Source organism: Pseudarthrobacter sp. Hb11 (assembly GCF_059383655.1).
On sequence record NZ_JBWZCM010000001.1, the window covers coordinates 441943 to 460991 of the forward strand.

16 protein-coding genes and 1 pseudogene are annotated in these 19049 nt (G+C 65.5%); 4 read left to right on the forward strand and 13 right to left on the reverse strand.

Annotated features, from left to right (window positions below):
- Positions 1–3: 3 nt before the first annotated feature.
- The 4 genes from AC50X7_RS02090 to AC50X7_RS02105 all read right to left on the reverse strand — a co-directional run bounded on the left by AC50X7_RS02090 (position 4) and on the right by AC50X7_RS02105 (position 4045).
- Positions 4–2184, reverse strand: coding sequence for an elongation factor G-like protein EF-G2 (locus AC50X7_RS02090; RefSeq protein ID WP_494977531.1), 2181 nt, complete (start codon positions 2182–2184; stop codon positions 4–6).
- A gap of 33 nt (positions 2185–2217) precedes the next feature.
- Positions 2218–2643, reverse strand: a complete 426-nt coding sequence (locus AC50X7_RS02095) for a ChaB family protein (RefSeq protein WP_494977532.1) — start codon at positions 2641–2643, stop codon at positions 2218–2220.
- Between the two features lie 112 nt (positions 2644–2755).
- Entirely contained in the window at positions 2756–2896 is a 141-nt protein-coding gene (locus tag AC50X7_RS02100) for a hypothetical protein (RefSeq protein WP_494977533.1), read from the reverse strand.
- 204 nt (positions 2897–3100) lie between these two features.
- A complete protein-coding gene (locus AC50X7_RS02105) occupies positions 3101–4045 on the reverse strand; it encodes a 5'-3' exonuclease (RefSeq protein WP_494977534.1) in 945 nt (314 codons plus the stop codon).
- Positions 4046–4173: 128 nt separating this feature from the next.
- Here AC50X7_RS02105 and AC50X7_RS02110 point away from each other — a divergent pair, with 128 nt between their 5' ends.
- Both AC50X7_RS02110 and map read left to right on the forward strand, forming a co-directional pair.
- Positions 4174–5457 (forward strand): MFS transporter, encoded by a 1284-nt coding sequence (locus tag AC50X7_RS02110; protein WP_494977823.1) that lies wholly within the window; start codon positions 4174–4176, stop codon positions 5455–5457.
- Between the two features lie 71 nt (positions 5458–5528).
- Complete coding sequence (gene map / locus AC50X7_RS02115) at positions 5529–6311, forward strand: type I methionyl aminopeptidase (RefSeq protein ID WP_494977535.1); 783 nt, start codon at positions 5529–5531, stop codon at positions 6309–6311.
- 37 nt (positions 6312–6348) lie between these two features.
- Here map and AC50X7_RS02120 read toward each other — a convergent pair whose 3' ends face one another.
- The 3 genes from AC50X7_RS02120 to AC50X7_RS02130 form a co-directional block, all read right to left on the reverse strand.
- Complete coding sequence (locus AC50X7_RS02120; protein WP_494977536.1) at positions 6349–8355, reverse strand: vWA domain-containing protein; 2007 nt, start codon at positions 8353–8355, stop codon at positions 6349–6351.
- Between the two features lie 65 nt (positions 8356–8420).
- On the reverse strand, positions 8421–9809 hold the full coding sequence (locus AC50X7_RS02125) for a sigma 54-interacting transcriptional regulator (RefSeq protein ID WP_494977537.1): 1389 nt from the start codon (positions 9807–9809) through the stop codon (positions 8421–8423).
- A gap of 592 nt (positions 9810–10401) precedes the next feature.
- Positions 10402–11070 carry a cyclodeaminase/cyclohydrolase family protein gene (locus tag AC50X7_RS02130; RefSeq protein ID WP_494977538.1) on the reverse strand — a complete coding sequence of 223 codons (669 nt, stop codon included), beginning with the start codon at positions 11068–11070 and terminating at the stop codon, positions 10402–10404.
- Positions 11071–11277: 207 nt separating this feature from the next.
- Between AC50X7_RS02130 and AC50X7_RS02135 the strand changes: the two genes are divergently transcribed.
- The gene (locus AC50X7_RS02135; protein ID WP_494977539.1) at positions 11278–11529 is read left to right on the forward strand and encodes a hypothetical protein; all 252 of its coding nucleotides are present in this window, start codon (positions 11278–11280) and stop codon (positions 11527–11529) included.
- 151 nt (positions 11530–11680) lie between these two features.
- Here AC50X7_RS02135 and AC50X7_RS02140 read toward each other — a convergent pair whose 3' ends face one another.
- Both AC50X7_RS02140 and AC50X7_RS02145 read right to left on the reverse strand, forming a co-directional pair.
- On the reverse strand, positions 11681–14056 hold the full coding sequence (locus tag AC50X7_RS02140) for a beta-galactosidase (protein ID WP_494977540.1): 2376 nt from the start codon (positions 14054–14056) through the stop codon (positions 11681–11683).
- 105 nt (positions 14057–14161) lie between these two features.
- A complete protein-coding gene (locus tag AC50X7_RS02145; RefSeq protein WP_494977541.1) occupies positions 14162–14791 on the reverse strand; it encodes a dihydrofolate reductase family protein in 630 nt (209 codons plus the stop codon).
- A gap of 267 nt (positions 14792–15058) precedes the next feature.
- Between AC50X7_RS02145 and AC50X7_RS02150 the strand changes: the two genes are divergently transcribed.
- Positions 15059–15655 carry a dihydrofolate reductase family protein gene (locus AC50X7_RS02150; RefSeq protein ID WP_494977542.1) on the forward strand — a complete coding sequence of 199 codons (597 nt, stop codon included), beginning with the start codon at positions 15059–15061 and terminating at the stop codon, positions 15653–15655.
- A 17-nt stretch (positions 15656–15672) separates the two neighbouring features.
- Here the strand turns inward: AC50X7_RS02150 and AC50X7_RS02155 are convergent.
- The 4 genes and pseudogenes from AC50X7_RS02155 to AC50X7_RS02170 all read right to left on the reverse strand — a co-directional run.
- Positions 15673–16000, reverse strand: a pseudogene (locus AC50X7_RS02155) (aldo/keto reductase); the annotation flags it as partial.
- Positions 16001–16086: 86 nt separating this feature from the next.
- Positions 16087–16980, reverse strand: coding sequence for an SMP-30/gluconolactonase/LRE family protein (locus tag AC50X7_RS02160; protein WP_494977543.1), 894 nt, complete (start codon positions 16978–16980; stop codon positions 16087–16089).
- Between the two features lie 189 nt (positions 16981–17169).
- The gene (locus tag AC50X7_RS02165) at positions 17170–17736 is read right to left on the reverse strand and encodes an HNH endonuclease family protein (RefSeq protein ID WP_494977824.1); all 567 of its coding nucleotides are present in this window, start codon (positions 17734–17736) and stop codon (positions 17170–17172) included.
- Between the two features lie 270 nt (positions 17737–18006).
- Complete coding sequence (locus tag AC50X7_RS02170; RefSeq protein WP_494977544.1) at positions 18007–18741, reverse strand: HNH endonuclease family protein; 735 nt, start codon at positions 18739–18741, stop codon at positions 18007–18009.
- Positions 18742–19049 lie beyond the last annotated feature (308 nt).

Sequence of the window (19049 nt, forward strand, 5' to 3'; positions counted from 1 at the left end):
GGATCACCTGCCGGCCCCGGCAGCGGCCAGGTTGCCGGGGACGGGATCATGCCGGATGTACTGGCGGCTGAAGGTGCCGGTGCCTGCCGTCAGGGCACGCAGTTCCACCGCGTATTTCAGCAGTTCCTGGTCCGGCACTTCCGCCGTGATCTCGGTCCGGTCCCCACCGGAGGAGGTGGTGCCCGTCAACCGGCCGCGGCGCCCCGAAAGGTCGCTCATCACCGTCCCCACATGCTCGTCCGGGACGCTGATCGCCACGGACGAGACAGGTTCCAGCAGTTGGATATTTCCTGCGGCAGCAGCTTCCCGTAAAGCAAGGGCTCCGGCTGCCTGGAAGGCCGCGTCCGACGAGTCGACGCTGTGTGCCTTGCCGCCCACCACGGTCACGCGCACATCCACCACCGGGAAGCCGGAAGCAACACCCTTCTGCATTTGCGCACGCACGCCCTTCTCAACGGAAGAAATATACGTTCCGGGGATCACGCCGCCCACTGTCTTATCGATGAATTCGAAGCCCGTGCCCCTGGCCAGCGGCTCAACCTCGATATCACAGACGGCATACTGGCCGTGGCCGCCGGACTGTTTGACGTGGCGCCCGTGCCCTGCGGCGCGGGCTGAAAAAGTTTCCCGCAGCGGCGTCACGACGTCCACGGCGTGCAGCTTCACGCCCTGGTCGCGCAGCCTGTCCAGCACCACTTCGGCGTGGGCCTCCCCCATGCACCAGAGGATCAGCTGGTGCGTCTCGGAGTTCCGTTCCACCCGGAGGGTAGGGTCGCCGGCAGCTACCTTGCCCAGGCTGCGGGCAAGGGCGTCCTCGTCGCCATGGGAATCGGCTTCAATGGCAACCGGCATCAGCGGCTCGGGCATCTCCCACGTGGCCAGCAGCAGTGGCTGGTCCTTGGCCGAAATGGTGTCCCCGGTCTCGGCGCTGCCCAGTTTGGCTACGGCGGCGATGTCGCCGGCAGTACAGAAGGGCACGGGCCGAAGGGTGGCTCCGAGCGGGGAGTAGAGGTGGGTGAGGCGCTCGTCGGTGTCGTGGTCCTGGTGTCCGCGGTCCGCCAGCCCGTGTCCGCTCACGTGCACGGGGGTGTCCCCGCGCAGCGTGCCGGAAAACACCCGGACCAAACAGACGCGGCCAAGGAAGGCGTCCACGGTGGTGCGGACCACCTCGCCCGCCAGCGGCCCCTCAGGGTCGCAGGAAAGGGCGCGGACGGGCGCTCCTGCCAGGTCAGTTGCCCGCGGCAGGCTGCGTTCCGGCGGCGAGGGAAACGCCGTCGTGAGCAGCTCCAGCAGTTCCGCTGTACCCAGCCCGGTGAGCGCCGAGGCGGGCACCGCGGGAAAGAAGGAGCCGCGGGCGACGGCGGTTTCCAGGTCCGCGATGAGGACGCCGGCATCGATGTCCTCGCCCCCAAGGTAACGCTCCATCAGCGTCTCATCTTCGCTTTCGGCAATGATCCCCTCAATAAGCTCGGCCCGTGCAGCATCGGCCGCCGCGATCTCCTGCGGCTCCCCGGTGCGTGCCGTGGCACCCGCGGTGCCCGGCGAATATTCGTAGACTGTCCCGGACAGCAGGCCCAGGAGACCGCTGACGTCCCCATCGGAACTGACGGGGACGTACAACGGAAGCACCGTGTCGCCGAACGCCGCCCGGCAGGCGGCCAGGACGCCTTCGTAATCAGCCCGGGGATGGTCCAGCCGGGTGATGACCACAGCGCGGGGCATCCCCAGGTACTGGCACTCCTGCCAGATCGCGGTGGTGCCCGCATCCACGCCGTCAACGGCTGACACGGCAAAAAGGACGGCATCGGCGGCGCGAAGGCCTGCACGGAGCTCGCCGATGAAGTCAGGATAGCCGGGGGTATCGAGGAGGTTGATCTTCATCCCGGCCACGGGCAGCGGGACCACTGACAGCGCCACGGAGCGCTGCTGGTGGATGGCGGCGGGATCGGAATCGCTCACGGTGGTGCCATCAACCACCGAGCCCTTCCGGGTGATCATCCCGTTGGCCTCAAGCAGTGCCTCGACAAGGGTGGTTTTGCCGGCACCGGAGCGGCCGACCAGTGCCACATTCCTGACCGTGGCCGGGTCCCGCGGCGAGATGCCGGCAGAGCCGTTGCCCGGGCGCCCTTCCGGCCCGCCCCGTCCTGCGGTGCCTGCTGCGTCCTTGGTGCCTTTGACCGACATCGGAACCTCCTGGCGTCTTTGCCTGGTTGTTGTCTATTTTTCCCGTGCCTTGCGTGTTGCGGCCTCGTTTGCCTTTTGCAGCGCTTTGACGAGTTCGTCCTTGTCCATCTTTGAGCGGCCGCCAATGTCCAATTCACGCGCGCGCTCCAGCAAATGTTTTTTGGAGGCGTTGGCGTCAACGCCGCCGGCAGTGGGCGCCACTGCGTCGGGTCCTTTTTCCGCCCGTTCATCCGAGGGGCCGCGTTTCTCCTTGGGCTCCCAGTGGTCCCCCACCTTTTCGTAGCTGTGCTTCAGGGAAGCGTAGGCGGCGCGGGCGGCCCGGCTTTCGTCATCGTCGTAGGACTCCATGGCGGAATCGTAGGTTTTCGCGAACGTATCCTGCGCCTTCTGGTCCGAGCGCTGCAGGGTTGAGGGAAGCTCGTCCTTGCGGGCGTGGTCGTTCTTTCCCGTCTTCGGCATTGCACTCACCGCGCTTTCGTCAGCAGGCTGGTGGTCCGGACACACCAAGCTTAGCCACGCCCCGGTTGGCTTGTCTGCTGGGGGGCCGGACATCCCCGTGCAGAAGGCGGCATCAGTTGACCTCCGGCCATTGGTCGGGGTCGTAGCCGTAAAGGCGCGGACGGCGGAACTCTTCCTTGGGGGCGGCAGCAGGGGCATCCGCCTGCAGTTCCGCATCGTCCGCATCGGGTGCGTCGCCGCTACCGTTTTTCATTGCGTCTCCGTTGGCATTGCCGCGCCTGTCCGGGCTGTCAGCCATGAGCATTCCAATCCCCCAAATGGAGCGGCCCGGCTGCTTGAACCACTGAAGCCCACCCTAACGGGGGGAATGCCGGCCCAACATGTCACTTTTGCTCAAGAAATGGACAGTTTCTCCAGTGCGCCCACGGTCAGCGTCAACCGCACGCGCGCTGAACCTTCAGCTTGGCCTGGTGCGGTCCAGCGCGTCGAGCAGCCGCATGACCGATCCGCCGAGGTTCCATTCAGTGGCGAGGCGTTCCAGTTCTGCGCGCGCCTCCCCGGTGACGGGGTGCAGCTGGGCGCCGGCTTCCTCCAGTGAAGGCAGGTCAAGGTTCCGCACCAGGCGTACGACGGCGGGCGCGGCCATAAGGTAATCGGCGGCGGCATCGAGCTTGGCCCGGACAGGTGACGACAGGCCCCCGCGCGGGTCAGCTGCTGCTTTCAGCAGGTTTTCGAGGGTGCCGTACTTCAGGAGCAATGACGCTGCTGTCTTTTCCCCGATCCCGGCCACACCCGGCAGGCCATCTGAGGCGTCGCCACGCAGGGTGGCGTAATCGGCGTACTGCTGAGGCAGCACGCGGTACTTCCCCACCACCACGGATTCGGTCATGATCTTAAGGTTCTTCATGCCTCGCGCGGTGTAAACCACCCGCACCTGGCGGGCGTCATCGCAGACCTGGAAGAGGTCGCGGTCCCCGGTGACCACATCGACAGGGAGGTCGGCGTGGCTGGCGTAGGTGCCCACAACGTCGTCGGCCTCGTGGTGGGCAGCACCGACGATGGCGATCCCGGCCAGGCCGAGTACGCGCCTGATCATGGGAAGCTGCGCCTCGAGGGCATCCGGAACTACCTCCACGTCCGGGGCGTCCGTATTGGCCTCCGCCACACGGTGGGACTTATAGGTGGGGACAAGGTCTACCCGCCACTGCGGCCGCCAGTCGTCATCCCAACATGCGATGAGGTGCGTCGCCCCGTAGTCCGTCGTCAGCCGGGCGATCATGTCCAGGAGCCCGCGCACAGCGTTGACGGGCGTCCCGTCGGCGCGGCGGATGGAATCGGGCAGGCCGTAGAAGGCACGGAAGTACAGGGAGGCGGTATCCAGCAGCATCAGGCGGTCAGGCATACCCTGATCCTGACATGGAATGCGGCTGCCCGGGGGCTGGCGCGGCGCGTCGCCTCTGGCACAAGGAGCCTATACGGGGCGAGAATGGCCTCGTGTTCCTTGCACGGAAGGGCCGGGCCGGCGAACCGATGAACGCCGCGGCCCGGAGGATCCAGCGCATCTATCTGACGCTGACGCTGGGCAATACCCTTGCGGCGTCGTTCATCTGGGGCGTCAACACGCTGTTCCTGCTGGACGCGGGCCTCAGCAATTTCGAGGCATTCGCTGCCAACGCCTTTTTCACCGTGGGAATGGTGATTTTCGAGGTTCCCACGGGAGTCGTCGCCGACGGCTGGGGCCGCCGGGTGTCGTTCCTGCTTGGCACCGTAACGCTGGCGGGGTCCACGTACCTCTACTACCTGCTGTGGCAGTTCTCCGCCCCGTTCCTGCTGTGGGCTGTGGTGTCGGTTTTGCTTGGCCTGGGTTTCACCTTCTTCTCCGGTGCGGTTGAGGCCTGGCTCGTTGATGCGCTGCGCTACTCGGGCTATGAAGGCGGACTGGAAGCCGTGTTCGGGCGGGGGCAGATGGTTGCCGGCGTCGCGATGCTCGCCGGCTCGGTGGCCGGTGGCGTGATCGCCCAGGCCACCGACCTCGGTGTGCCGTTCCTGGTGCGGGTGGGCCTGCTGCTGGCCATGTTTGCGGCCGCCTTTGGCTTGATGCACGACGTCGGATTCACCCCCGAGCGCTCAACGCACCCGTTGCGCGCAACACGGGCGGTGCTGTCCGCTTCGATCGAGCATGGTTTCAAGGTGCGCCCCGTCCGTTACGTGATGCTGGCCGCGCCCTTCAGCGCCGGCGTCGGAATTTATGTTTTCTATGCACTGCAGCCATACCTGCTGGAGCTCTTTGGCGATCCCCGCGCGTATTCCATCGCCGGGCTTGCGGCCGCCATCGTGGCCGGGGCGGAGGTGGTGGGTGGCTGGCTCGCGCCCTACGTCCGAGGACTGTTCCGCAAGCGCACTTCGGTGTTGATCCTCAGCGGCAGTATCAGTGCATTTCTTCTGGTGGTGCTCGGCTTTACCCGGGTGTTCTGGCTGGCTTTGGTCCTGTTGACGTTGTGGGCAGTCATCGATTCCGCGTCCATGCCGGTGCGGCAGGCATATATAAACGACATGATCCCGTCAAAGGAGCGCGCCACCGTGCTCAGCTTTGACTCGCTGATGGGATCGAGTGGGGGCGTGGTGGTGCAGCCGGTGCTCGGCAGGAGCGCTGACCTGTACGGCTATCCGATGTCGCTGGCCCTGGCGGGAATCTTCCAAACCCTTGCGGTTCCGTTCCTGGTGGCCAGCCGGCGGCAAGGCTCCCCGGCGGACCGGGCCAGCTCGTCACCGGAGCACCCGGACAAGGGACCGGCCGAGGAAACCCTCCCCTGACAGACCACCAGGCTACTGCCGGATTGAGGATAATAGCCGGGACAGTTATCAGTGCGTGGGAAAGGCGCCGCATGATCGAGATCCTGAACTCCGCCGAACTGGACCGGGCAAAAGAAGCAGGCGCCCTGGTTGCTGACATTTTGCAGGCACTTAAGAGCCGGAGCAGGGTGGGCACCAACCTCCTGGACATCAACCAGTGGACCAAGGCCATGATCGTCGAGGCCGGAGCAGTGTCCTGTTACGTCGACTACGCGCCGTCCTTTGGCCGCGGGCCGTTCGGTCACTACATCTGCACTGGCGTCAACGACGCCGTGCTGCACGGACTGCCGCACGACTACACGCTTGCCGACGGCGACCTGCTGACGCTCGACCTCGCCGTCTCCAAAGACGGGGTGGCTGCAGACTCTGCCATCAGCTTCATCGTGGGCGGGTCAAAGCCGCTGGAGAGCATCACCATGATCAACGCGACCGAACGCGCCCTGTACGCAGGGATAGCCGCCGCTGGCCCCGGTGCCCGTATCGGTGACATTTCCCACGCCATCGGCACGGTCCTCAGCGAGGCAGGCTACCCGGTCAACACCCAGTTCGGAGGCCATGGCATCGGATCAACGATGCACCAGGACCCGCACGTCCCCAACACGGGACGGCCCGGACGTGGATACACCCTCCGCCCCGGGCTGTTGCTGGCACTGGAGCCCTGGGTCATGGCGGACACCGCTGAACTCATCACTGATCCCGACGGGTGGACGCTCCGGAGCGCGACAGGCTGCCGGACAGCACACAGCGAACACACGATCGCGATCACCAACGACGGAGCCGAAATCCTCACCCTGCCGACGCAGGCGCACGCGTGAGGCCACGCTACTGAATCAACGCCCCCGGGCAGGGCATTCAGGTAACCCAGTCGGTCTCGCCGAAAGCCCGCCCGCGGAAGTGCGCCCGCAGGTACTCCCCCACCACCGCGGCCCCGAGCCCCCCGACGTCGGGCGCGGCCACCCTGCCCCCGACCCGCCGCGCCATGCGCTGGATGAACCGTTCAAGGCTCGGGTCGTCGCCGAGCCGGAAGAACGTGACCTGCGTTCCTGCCCGCCCGAGCCGGTCCAGCTCAGCGACGGTGACGCGGATGGTTTCCGGGTCCGAAGGCCAGCAGAACCACGGTTCGCCCTCCGGCAGCAGATGCGCGGTCGGTTCGCCGTCAGTCACCACCAGGAGGACGGGCTGCATGGACGGGTGCCGGCGGAAGAAACGGCCGGCGAGCAGCAGTCCGTGATGCAGGTTCGTTCCCTGCTCCCGCCGCACCGGCAGGGCCGTCAGCCCGCCGATATCCATGGACTGCGCGTAAAGGCCGAACGTAATCAGCTCCAGGCGGTCTCCCCGGAAGCGCGTGGAGACGAGGTGATGCAGGGCAAGGGCAGTGCGCTTCATCGGCACCCACCGGCCCTCGGCCGCCATCGAGAACGACACATCAACGAGCAAAACGACGGCGGCCTGGGTGCGGGCCTCTGTTTCGCTGACCTCGATGTCAGCCGCCGTGAGGTTCACTCCTGCGGCAGTGTTTCCGCCGTCCGCCGCGATGCGTCGAATCGCGTTGGTCAGGGTCCGAGTGACGTCCCACGGCTCGGCGTCGCCGAACTGCCACTGGCGGCTGGAACCCGTCTGATCCCCGGCGGCCCCGGCCACCCGCGTGTCCCGCCGCCCCTGCCGGCCGGACAACTGCTTCGCAGTGTCCCGCAACAGGGACTTGCCAAGCCGCCGCATCGCCTGCGGAGACAAGCGGAGGTCGCCGTCGGCTCCCCGGCGGAGGTAGCCGCCGTCCTGCATGGCCCGCTCTATCTCCCCGAGCGTGCGGGCGGCCACGACGGCGTTTTGTCCAAGCTGCCGGGCGAGGGCGTCCAGGTCCAGATCGCCGAGATTTGATCCGTTGTAGGACTGGGACAGCTGTTCGGCCAGCCCGTCCAGTTCGGCGATGTCCTGGAGCACGCCGGTGCCGTCGCCCAGGCCCAGGCCTTCCTGGCCCTCGAAGCGTTCGGAACCGGTCCAGTCCTCGCCGGGGCGCAGGGCCCGCAGGCTCGAATCGAGCTGATCAAGCTGGGCCATCAGTTCGGGCGAGCCGAAGGCCTGGGCGGACAGCCGCATCAGCTCATCGCGCTGTTCAGGGGACATGGATTGCAACAGCCGCTGGGCCGCCGCCGCGCGCTTGGCGAGAGCGTCAATCAGCTCCTCGACGGACTCCGGGTTTTCCGGAAAGAAGCTGCCGTGCCGTGCCATGAACTGCTGGAAGTCCGCGTCGGTGTCCTCGCCGCGCCGATGTTTGTCCAACAGCCCGTTCAGGTCCCGCAACATTTCTGCCACGCCCGCCCGGTCCTCATCCGTTGCGTTTTGAAGCGCCTGCTTCATCCCGGCGAACCGCTGGTCCAGGACTTCCCGGCCCAACAGGTCCTTGATCCGCTCGTAGGCCTCGCGCGCGGTGCTGGACTGCCAGTCGTAGGAGGCGAGCTCGTTCACGGCGGCCGCCGTGGACTGCGGCAGGTTCTGCAGCTGCATTTCCCGGAAGGCCCGGTCTGTGTTCTCCATCATCGCGTCGCGGGCGAGCTGCTTGCGTTCCTCCAGCACCGCCGTCTCGAGCAGCTTCTGGACCTCGTTAAGGGTGCCGTCCAGCCGGTGCCGGTTCAGGAGCTCACTGCGGCGCTGCTGGACGCGCCGGGCGAGGTCGTCCAGGCCTTCCCGGTTCCGGCCGCCGCGCCGCAGGAACTCCTCCAGAGCACGGCGGGGCGAGTAGCCGGCCATCACGTCCTCGGCGACGGCGTCGAGCGCCTCTGCGAGGTCAACCGGCGGCGCAAGAGGGTCCGGCCCGCCCGTGTACCTGCCGTACCTGGCGGAGTGGTTGTGGATGCCCATGACGCCTCCTGGTTATTCCTCCGGCCGTGCTGCTGCTGGCCGACCAGTTCCCGGCCGCGCTGCTGCTAACCGTAGATGGTTTCCTCGTCGTCGGATTCCTTGGAGATCCGGCGGCCAAGGTAGAGGCCCTCCAACGCGAGTTCGATGGCGGCGGCGCGCTGCCCGTCGTTAGTCGCCCCGAGGCGGCCGCTGATTTCGTCATAAAGTCCCGATCCGTTGAGGGACGGCAGGTTGTCGAGGAACTCCTGCGCCGTGACGTGCTCGCCCGTGGTGACGGTGGTGTGGCCGTCCAGGGCGGCGACCAGCGGACCAAGATCAATGCCTTGATAGTGGGCCCGCACGGCTTCGGCTGTGGCGGTGCGCAGGAGGTGGTCCAGCACGGCCTGTTCCCGGCCCTCCTCGCCCGACTCGAACTCGATCTTGCCCATGAGGACGTCCACCGCGGTGCCGACGTCAACGATCCTCGCAACGGCCTCGCCCTCCCCGCGCACGCTGGCACGGCGGAGCGCTGCTGCGGCGACGGTTTCAGCTCCTGCGATGCCGAACCGCGCCGATACTCCCGAGGTCTGGTTGATCGCCGGGGATTGCCGGAGCGCGCGGGTGTAGCGGGCGAGGATCTCGAGGATGACGGACGGGACGTCGGCCACGAGCTGCCCCTCCTGCCGGATCACCGCCACTTCGTCGTCCAGCTCTATCGGGTAGTGGGTGCGGATTTCGGCACCGAACCGGTCCTTCAGGGGCGTGATGATCCGGCCGCGGTTTGTGTAGTCCTCCGGGTTGGCGGAAGCGACGACGAGCACGTCCAGCGGCAGCCGCAGAACGTAGCCGCGGATCTGGATATCGCGTTCCTCCATGACGTTGAGCATCGCCACCTGGATCCGCTCGGCGAGGTCGGGCAGCTCGTTGATGGCAATGATCCCCCGGTTGGAGCGCGGGACCAGGCCGTAGTGGATGGTCTCCGGGTCGCCCAGCCGGCGGCCCTCGGCCACCCGCATCGGGTCCACGTCACCGACGAGGTCGGCAACGGACGTGTCCGGGGTCGCAAGCTTCTCCACGTACCGCTCGGAGCGGTGGCGCCACGCCACCCGCAGCCGGTCCCCTTCAGTGAGGGCACGGGCGCGGGACTGCTCGGTGATCGGCTCGTACGGGTGCTCGTTGAGTTCCGAGTCCTCGACCACCGGGGACCATTCGTCCAGGAGCCCGGCCAGTGTGCGCAGGAGCCGTGTTTTGCCCTGCCCCCGTTCCCCCAGCAGGACCACGTCGTGCCCTGCGATCAGGGCACGCTCGAGCTGGGGAAGGACGGTGCGGCTGAAACCGTACAGCCCCGGCCACGGATTCCGGCCGGCGGCGAGCGCGGCGAGCAGGTTGTCGCGGATTTCGTGGCGCAGGTCCTTCTGGGTATGGCCGGCGGCACGCAGTTCACCAACGGTGAAGATATCGGGTCGATCACTCACCCCTCCACGGTAGACCGACGTGTGCCGTGAATCGAGGAAAATTTCAGATCGCTGCCCGCAGGGTCATCAATCGCCCTACGCTTAGGCAGATCAGTGCAGCAATGCCGGAGCCAAAGGCCACCCTTCTCCTCCTGGTCCGTCACGGGGAGACGCCCACCACGGGACTGGTTCTGCCCGGGCGGGCACCGGGGCTGTACCTGTCCGAGCGGGGCCACGCTCGCCGAACTGGCCGGCTTGCCGCAGTGGCGGGAAGTGCAGCAGAGTCCGTAGACTTTCCGCTTCCCCGGCGGCGAGAGCTTCACCGAAATGCCGGCGCGGATGGTTGGCGCACTTGAGGTGCTGCGCGGCACCTGGACCTGTTCCAGCGGATCGTGATCAGCCGGGCCTCGGTGTCGGCCATCTCCTATACCAACGGGCAGCCGCCTGCTGTACTGATGGTGAATTCGCCGTCGGATCCGCTGAGCGGGCTGAGGACGCCGTGATTTCCCGCGGGCTGGATGGGCACTGGCGATGAAAAGGATCCTCAGGTGCAGGCGCGGGACCTGCAGCTGGGCTAAGCCGGCACATTCAAAGGTCCCCGGCTCGCACCCTTCTAGTCCAGGGCGCCGGTGTCGGTGGGGGCGGCGCGGTGATCCACCCCGGCCGTCAGTTCGTCGATCCGGTCAAGGGCCGAATTAAGCTGCTGGACAGTTGTCCACAGAACTGGATGCTCTTCGCGGATCCCTTCGAGCGTGGCACCGGCGGATCGAAGCGTTGCGAGATCGAAACTGACGTTCGTGCGCGCACCAGTCACTGCCGCCCGGAGGGCGCCGAATGCGACGGTGACGTCGGCGATCAGCGCCGGGTTCCCGTGGGAAGCGAGCCAGCCAAGGTCTTCGATGGCTGCCATGGCCCGTTCGCCCAGCACGGCCGACGCCTTCGCAGCGTTCACGGACGCGTGGTGGATCGCGTCATCGCGCTCCTGCCCTGGTTCCAGGCGGAAAGCCGCGCCGAACGCCTCGGAGGCGGCAGCATCGTCGTCGGCCAGTTGAAGGGCAGCCTCGCGGAGCGCACGTGCACGCGCATGGATATCCGTCAGCTCCCCGCCCTGGTCCTGGCTTGGTTCTGTGTAGCCGGCTACCATGGACGCCAGTGACGCGGCAATGGCGAGCATAACCCCCGTTCCTGCCCCTCCGCCCGGCGACCCCTTGGACTCTGCCAGCGCTTGCGTCCATTCCTCTACCGTTGAGCTTTGGGTTGTCACCGCTTCAGATTCAGCCATGGCTCCTATTGTGCCCCCTCATCAGTTGTTTGCTCGCGGCGCCACGGGAAGGCGCCAGGCGGCGCCCGAACGGTCGGGTTGGCCGCGCGTCACTGATTCCTCGGGCGATCTTGAGCTAATTTGGGCGTACCCATGCCGTTTCCTGATAGTCGTTGAGCAGGATCAAGGTAACGGGGTGTGCGGAGAATACGAGTAAGGGGAAATGCCATGACACAGGATGGTCCTTCGTCAGAATTTTCTTACGGAGACGAGCTGGGCAGGGCAATGCCATCGATGGGCACCCTGGTTATCCGCACCTGGAACGAACCGGACCAGTCGCAGCGATTTCGCGCACGCGTGACGTCCAGCCAGTCCCCCCACCTCGGAGCCAAAAAGGTATACACGGTGGACCCGGAGGAAGTCCTCACTGCGGTCCGCCAATGGCTTCACCCCCAGTCCGAGGCCCCGCGGGAGGCCTAAGGACTTTCCGTTTGGCCTGCTTTCAGGGCGATGTCCGCTGCGAGGCGCCGAGTTGCCTCCGACGAGGTTTCCGCCTTGGCGGCGATCGCTTCCCTTCGCATCGACTGGGCTCCCTCCGCCACGAAACGTCGATGCTGCCGGAAGGATTCGGTCAGGCGGGATTCTCCTGCCACGTCGTCCAGTGGAGCAGCTCCGCTTTGTCCAGGGCGGCCAGGTCGCCGTCCAGGGCGTCACGCCGCTGCTGGGCTTCCAGCGGCAGCCCAACCTTCGCGTCCTTCGGGAGCGGAAGGATCTGGAGCTGGAGCTCCGAGTCAGGGCCGATGCCGGCGTCGTGCGTGTCAATGGCCCAGGGGGAACCGTCCCAGAAGCGGTCGGCAACCCATGAGCCGTCAACGAGCAGCCGGGCAACGTCGCCGGCCCACTCGATCTCCAGTTCGCTATGCCCCTCTCCGCCAAGGAAGCCCGCCGTCGTCAGGTCAATCCTGTAAACCTCCGCCAGTTCCGCGATGGCGGCATCACTGGGGGCCGCCGCCCGGCCGGCCAGGGAACCGAACGAAGCAGGGACCGGCTTTGCATTGCGGATCCGTTCTGCACCGAGTGCCGCCCGCATGCGTGCAGTTTCCGGCACCGTTATGTCGACGTCCTCGAACTGGCCGGTCCCGCTCGCGTACTGCCGGACGGAAGCACACCCGAGAGACCTGCCGGCCAGGAGCCCGATCTCACCGGCCCAGAGCGGGTCAGCTGACAGGAGCAGGTCTCGTCCGCGTGGTGTCTCAAGAACCCACGCCTGGTCAGCCAGCTCAGAGGGTAGAACGAGAATATTCATGGACCCTTCCGTGGACTTCACAGTCAGGGTGGCTGGTTCTGCGGCATCGACGCCGTAGACGTTGTCACCCAGGGCAAAAGCAGGCCCTTCAACCGATGTTCCCTCGGGCAGGCACAACTGCGGCATTATTCCGGCGTCGGCGGCGAGAACCAGGGTTGGTGAGGAGGCCGGGCCCAAAAGGGTAAGCGGTGATGCCGTGGCCCAGTTAAGGCGCATTCCCGCTATCTCGAGGTTCACCGGCCAAGTGGTGATTGTTCCGGAGGGGATGGAGACGGGCTTGGCGGGAAAGGTTACCGTGTCCTCGCTGAGTGACAGGCTGAACTGGGCTGCCGCGTAGTCCGGCAGCGGGAGGTGGGGCTGGTGCCAGGAGATGAATACAAAGCCCGAATGCCCGTCCGAGCGCATCGCCCACCGGAGCGTCTCCGAGTCCTCAATGCCGGCCGGCACCTCGTCCGGGAGCGTCGACGGCATCGGTGCCAGACGGTCGCCGAAGGCGGCAAGGAACGCGTGCTGCCTGCGCAGCAGGCCGAAGCTGGGAGCCAGCCTGCCGGTGGCGCCGATTGGGGCGTGGAAGTCATAGTCGAACACCGGAAGATCGTTCGGGTACCCCGTTGCCTGCGATTCCTGGAAGCCGCCGGGGGGATTCGTGCCGCCGGCGAACATGTAATAGCCCTGCCAGCCGGAGCCGCTGCCGATCTTGTTGTTGGCTACGGCAGCCACATCCTTGCCTCTGGGCCACGGCCTGCGCTGATAAGCAGTCGCCATGCCGCCGGTCAGCTCGCAGGTGGCTGCCGGGTAGAGGGCGGACGGCGAGCGCGGCGGTGCTGCATCGCTGCCGGAGAAGCGCTCGCGAAGGTCGGCGCCGATGCCGGGATCGTCCCACTGGTGGCTGAAGAAGTAGTGCTGCCGGAACGTGGGGTCCCAGAGGGCATCGGCGTCCACCCAGAATCCGTCACCGTACCCTCCGAAGACCGGCAGTACCGCCTCCTCCGGGATATCAGCCCCGCCCCAGGCAGTCGCCGTCCAGATCGGGGCGCTGAGTCCGGCTGCGCGGGCCAGTTTCTTGAGCTCGTTGATGTGTCCGGGCTGGTCGTAGAGTTCGTTTTCCAGCTGGATGCCGACAACGTTGCTGTCCGGCCCGGTCAGCCCCCGCAGTTCCCCGCCGAGGCGGTTGAACCAGCGTTCCACCAGGGCGAGGTAGGCAGGGTCGTTGGTGCGGTGTTCGACGGCGGCCGCCTGCACCCAGTCCGGGAAGCCGCCGTTGCGGACCTCGCCGTGGGCCCAGGGCCCGATACGCAGGACTACGTCAATGCCAAGAAAGTCGCACAGACGGACGAAGGCGGCAACGTCGAGGTTGCCATCGAAGCGCGCCTCACCCTCGGATCGTTCGTGGTGGATCCAGAAGACATAGCAGGCTGCTACCGTGATGCCGCCGGCCTTCATCAGCCGCAGCCGATCTTCCCAACGGCTGCGGGGCAGCCTGCTGAAGTGGATCTCGCCTGACACCGGCACCGCGGGACGGCCCGCGCATTCGATGTAGTGGCTGGTAAGCCGCCACCTGCTGTGGGGATCCTCGATGTTGCTCATGGGTGGGAGTTGCAGGCCCAGTTCGTGGGGCCGGTGGGTGGCCTTCAGGAGTTCAACGCTGCCGGCCATTTCGAGGGGGCCCTGTTGCTCCAGGGTGCTGTCATCAAAGCGCATGTGTGGATTCTTTCAGCTTCGGGGGCGGTCCGGATGAAGCTGTTCATGCGCGCGGCTCCGACCTGATCCCCAAATACTGGTGACCGCAGGCCTCCTGCAACAGCGTCAGCGGCCGGATGGCGGGCCGTTGAGGATGGTGGGGACGTACTCAAGCAGCTGGAGGCGACCGTCAAAAGTCCTGCTGTCCGCCATTTCCAGCGAGACGTCCGGATAACCGTCGTAGATGCGCTCCCGCCCCGTCCTGCCTGTAATCACCGGGAACACGACCAGCCGGAACCTGTCCACAAGGCCGGCGGCCAGCAGCGAACGGCTGAGGCTTAGGCTGCCGAGGGTGCTCAAGGGCTTGGTGCCGGTCCGTTTCATCTCCCGCACGGCCTCGACCGCGTCAGCCGCCACCAACTCCGAGTTCGGCCACGTGAGGGGCGCCTGCAGGCTGGAGGAGAAGACGACCTTAGGCACGGCGGCCAGTCCAGTGAGGCTGGCACCCTCCTCCTCGGAAAATCCAGAGCCTTCCGCCGCGGCCTCATCGGACATGCTGGACATTAGCCGGTACGTGTTCGCGCCCATCAGGAAGGTGTATTCCTTCTTCCCTTCCCCCTCGAGCCAGGCAAGGTATTCGGGCCCCTCCATGCCCCACCAGCCAGGCCATCCCTCGGCCGAGGCGTACCCGTCAAGGGAAATAATGAGGTCAACCATAAGTTCAGCCGATGACGCCTCAGAAGAGTTTTCGCCCATGACCGTCTCCTTTGATGGCAGGTGCCGGCAATGCTATCCCCGCGGGGATAGCACCGACAAGGGACCGGAGCGCGGGTCGCAGCGCTGGGCGTTCCCGGCGCTCTGGTCGAGATCAGCGCTGTTGTCGCCGTGTTCCAGTAAGCAAGGACCTGAATCCGCCCAGCCGAAGCGCCCGATCATCGCGCCCCTTCCGGCCGCCGTCGAACGCCAATAGCATGGCCCGTATCGATTTACGCCCCAAACAAACGGCCACCGCTGAAGGAAGCCATGAACAGCGTCACCTGCGATCTCACCGTATCCCTCGACGGATTCCTTGCCGGCCCGAACCAGAGCCATTCCAACCCCTTGGGCGAAGGCGGGGAGGACTTGCACCGGTGGCAGTTCGAGGAACCCGAGGACAACGCCGCGGCGCTGGAGGGGATCCTCTCCGCAGGCGCGTACATCATGGGCCGCAACATGTTCGCCGGCCCGGGGGCAGGGCCCTGGGATGAAGACTGGCGCGGCTGGTGGGGCGAAGAACCTCCGTACCACGCCCCAGTCTTTGTCCTCACGCATCATCAACGCCCGCCCGTGGAGATGGAGGGAGGCACCACGTTCTATTTCGTGAACAACGGAATAGAGTCGGCACTTAACCGGGCGCGGGAAGCGGCTGCCGGCAAAGACGTCGCTATAGCTGGAGGCGCCGAGACTGCCCGCCAATTCCTTTCGACCGGACTGATCGACGAGCTGCGGCTCCACATCGCGCCGCTCGTCCTGGGAGGAGGCGAGCGGCTGCTCGACGGCATCGGGAACCTAAAGCTTGAACCGACGGAAGTGAGCGGCACCCGCCTTGTAACGCACGTTCGCTACCGGGTTATCCGCTAATACCTAACGTCCACCCTCAGCTGTCCGGTGGTCCGGGCGCCCAGGATCACCGACGTGACCGCCAGCCTTGTTGCCAGCCAGGCCAAAGCCACCTGGGTAGGGCTTACTCCGCGCGCCGCGGCGATGTCCTCCACAGCCCGGAACAATTTCAGATTCGATGTCCCGGACCAGCAGGCTGTACTGGCGCTGCAGGCTCACCGGCGGGTGCCAGCCCTCGGCGCGGGCGACATGCACGGCCTTGGTCAGCTGCCACCCCAGAAAGTTGGAGAAGCCGTAATACGTTATTTTGCCCCGGCTGACTGCGTCGTCGAGGAAGCGCAGGGTCTCCTCCAACGGGGGTGATGGGGTCCCGGTCATGGTTCCCAGCGCGTAGGTAGAAACGACGACGCCGGTTCGGCCCAGGGTTCGGTATTGCACGCTTGCACTCGTGATCAGTGGTTGGTGACCTGATGATTCGAGGCCGCCGCATCGCGTGTGGTGGTGCGGATTCGGTACAGGCTGGTGGTGGCGGTGATGTAAAGTTCCTGGCCGTCCGGGCCGCCGAAGCACAAGTTCGATACCCTCTCGGGCACGGCCACGGCGCCCAGGAGTTCGAAGGACGGTGAATAGACCCGGACGGCGGGGCCGGCAGAGGTCCAGATCCTGCCTTGGACGTCTACCCTCAAGCCGTCAGCAGCATGGCCTTCTTCAAGCTCAAGAACTGTTCCGCGGGAGTCGCAAGCGCCGTCGCGCACATCGTAGGCGGCAATCCTCAGCGGCACCCCGCGACCGGGACCGGCCGTGTCCGCGACGTAGAGGACCGACTCTTCCGGTGCGAAGGCGAGACCGTTCGGGTAGACGAGGTCGGTGATCACCGGAGTGAGGGTTCCCGATGCAGGCTCGAACCGGAAAACGTAACAGCCGCCGTACTCCTGCTCTCCCTCGTTCCCTTCCTTCGTGCCGGGAAGGATCCCGTACGGCGGGTCGGTGAACCAGATGCTCGAGTCCCGGGCAATCACGACGTCGTTGGGTGAGTTCAGCCGGCGGCCCTGGAAGGAATCAACCAGTCCTGTCACTGTTCCCTGGCGGTCGCGTTCAACCCGGCGGCGTCCGTGGCTGCACTGCACAACACTGCCATCGGCGTCGAGGGTCCGGCCGTTGGTAAATTGAACCCCGACTGCGTATTCCCCGGTTTTCCCCGTGGCCGGGTCGAACTCGAGAATACAGTCATTCGGGATATCGCTCCAGCGCACAGTCTGCGACGACGGGACCCACACGGGGCCCTCAGCCCATACCGATCCCGTAAACAGACGCTCCAATCGGCCAGTGGTCAGTCCAACACCCATTGGAACCCCTTCTGTGTATCCCTGCCGCTGCTTACGAAAGCGCCCGCGGCGGCCGCCCAGGGTCCGCAGGCATCACGGGAAACGATAGCGCGAAGGGATCCACAACCACGGTAGGGATGGGCCCTGCTCTTCCGTGGTCCTTTATTCGGGCGGGGTGTATTGGGAGTCCGAGTGCCTGTTGAGGCCTCCCTATACCCTCGTGACGGAGAGCCGCATGGGCGCGCACCGATCAGCGTGCCTGATCAGCGCTGCCTTTTCCGCTTTATCCACAGTCAGCCTCCAACGGGCCTTCACGGTGGTCCACTGTGCGATGTACAAGCACACGTTAGCCGGCGGCAGCCACTGCTCAGGCCCGGAAGCCTGCTTGGAGGAGTTCAATCTGCTGGTCTGGGCGCTCAACGAGCCCGCGTACCCAAGGTCGTTATAGAACGCGATTCGGCGCGCCTGCGTCCACGCCCTGGCGCCCGAACCCCATGCCTCGTGCACGGGCACCATATGGTCGATCTGCACGGTACTTGCTGAGGTGTGCGTGCGATTATCGAACGTTGTCACCCATTTACCGTTTGCCACGGTGCAACGACGAGAAGTGGTGTAATTAGGGGCGACTTTGCTCTCGGAAATAAGAACTTCTGCCCGAGTGTTCTGGCAGTCCCTGTTCTGGTCATTCCATTGCCCGAAATATCGGTTCCGGTCATACCCGGCGTTGTTCTCTGCCGCTACGGGCAGTGCGCGAACTGCTGCGCGAAGATTAGTCACGTAGGTAGGAGTGCTGGCCTCCGCTGGTGCAGAGATGCCTGTGAAGAGCAGTCCGAAGGAGAGCGCTGTGACAAGCGCCAATCTGATTTTCAATGTGTCCCCAATGGAATGCTGGAGCGCCCTCCGTGAGCGCTGAATCGAGTTTCGCAGGGGGCACGGGCCTATTCCTCAAAAATGCGCTTAAACTGCGGAACTCTTTCGGGAACGAGCATCTGCATCGGAAAAATCGTTCTCGGTCGACATGACCGGCAGGGAGGCTCCGGCGACTCCTTAGGTCTGCCTGCAGCGTTCGAGAATCCCGGTTATGGTGTCGTGCTCCGCCTGGGTAACCCAGAGGTCGTACTTGGCCTTGACGGCAGTTTGGCGTGCTACGTACTCACATCGAAAGGCCCTGTTGGGCGGTAGCCAGGTGGCCGCGTCCTTGTCACCTTTGGCACTGTTAGTCGGGCCATCAGCTGCCATAAGGTTCAGGGCGTCATTGGCGAGTTGCTTGCGCTGGTCGGCGCTGAGCTGCTGTGCGCCTTTCTGCCATGCGTCGCTGAGTGGAACGATGTGGTCTATCTGGACCTTCGAGCTCGTATTTTGGCCGCGTACGAAGTTAATGGTCGTGCCGGTGTACTTGTCGGCCAGCGTCCCAGTGGTGACCACACAGCCGTTGGTACCCGGCTTGAACGTTTCGTTGGTCAGATCCCTGGCGAGGATGTCATTTCGGGTGTCGCACCCGTTGTGGTCCGTGTCGGACCACGCCGGTCCAAACTCGTCCCGGGTGTAGCCAGTCTTAGGCGCGCGTCCCTTCACCGGGATGCTCTCCAATTGGACGAGCGCGTTGGCGGCGCCACTGCTAGAGGCCGGACCCGCTGGAGCTGACGCACCGGCAGCGATGCTTGGAGGACGATCAATGACCTCAAGGGCGTTGGCTGCAGCATCACAACCTACTAGTGACCCGGCCACCATCAAGGCGGTCACGGCGGTCAGGATTTTCGCGGGAGAACAGGCGGTCTTCATGGTCCTAATTGTTAGAAGGGGTTGTTCCACGCTAACTTCGACAACCGCCCGCCGCGGGTAGGCGTGTCCGTGGTGCCCGCCACACGCCAGTCCCTTTGTCGGTCCGCTTAGGTCGTCATGCTCGGGTGATTGTTACAACCGGGCAAAGAGGTGCATCGATGGCCCCGGCTCAGTTCGCGCTGGCCAGTTTGACTTTCGAGCGGGTACCGATGAGGACGAAGCGCCCCCATTTCACGCTCAGGGATTCAGCAGGCGCTGGCTTTTCACATTCATGCCTGCGCAAGACGAAAGTACCAACAAGGAATGAC

What these genes read in the sequence shown, in the direction of transcription:
- AC50X7_RS02170 (WP_494977544.1), bottom strand. Translation starts at nt 18,741, where the DNA reads ATGAAGACCGCCTGTTCTCCCGCGAAAATCCTGACCGCCGTGACCGCC.
- AC50X7_RS02130 (WP_494977538.1), bottom strand. Translation starts at nt 11,070, where the DNA reads ATGGCTGAATCTGAAGCGGTGACAACCCAAAGCTCAACGGTAGAGGAA.
- map (WP_494977535.1), top strand. Translation starts at nt 5,529, where the DNA reads ATGATCGAGATCCTGAACTCCGCCGAACTGGACCGGGCAAAAGAAGCA.
- AC50X7_RS02100 (WP_494977533.1), bottom strand. Translation starts at nt 2,896, where the DNA reads ATGAAAAACGGTAGCGGCGACGCACCCGATGCGGACGATGCGGAACTG.
- AC50X7_RS02145 (WP_494977541.1), bottom strand. Translation starts at nt 14,791, where the DNA reads ATGGGCGAAAACTCTTCTGAGGCGTCATCGGCTGAACTTATGGTTGAC.
- AC50X7_RS02090 (WP_494977531.1), bottom strand. Translation starts at nt 2,184, where the DNA reads ATGTCGGTCAAAGGCACCAAGGACGCAGCAGGCACCGCAGGACGGGGC.
- AC50X7_RS02110 (WP_494977823.1), top strand. Translation starts at nt 4,174, where the DNA reads ATGAACGCCGCGGCCCGGAGGATCCAGCGCATCTATCTGACGCTGACG.
- AC50X7_RS02120 (WP_494977536.1), bottom strand. Translation starts at nt 8,355, where the DNA reads ATGGGCATCCACAACCACTCCGCCAGGTACGGCAGGTACACGGGCGGG.
- AC50X7_RS02160 (WP_494977543.1), bottom strand. Translation starts at nt 16,980, where the DNA reads ATGGGTGTTGGACTGACCACTGGCCGATTGGAGCGTCTGTTTACGGGA.
- AC50X7_RS02140 (WP_494977540.1), bottom strand. Translation starts at nt 14,056, where the DNA reads ATGCGCTTTGATGACAGCACCCTGGAGCAACAGGGCCCCCTCGAAATG.
- AC50X7_RS02150 (WP_494977542.1), top strand. Translation starts at nt 15,059, where the DNA reads ATGAACAGCGTCACCTGCGATCTCACCGTATCCCTCGACGGATTCCTT.
- AC50X7_RS02105 (WP_494977534.1), bottom strand. Translation starts at nt 4,045, where the DNA reads ATGCCTGACCGCCTGATGCTGCTGGATACCGCCTCCCTGTACTTCCGT.
- AC50X7_RS02095 (WP_494977532.1), bottom strand. Translation starts at nt 2,643, where the DNA reads ATGCCGAAGACGGGAAAGAACGACCACGCCCGCAAGGACGAGCTTCCC.
- AC50X7_RS02135 (WP_494977539.1), top strand. Translation starts at nt 11,278, where the DNA reads ATGACACAGGATGGTCCTTCGTCAGAATTTTCTTACGGAGACGAGCTG.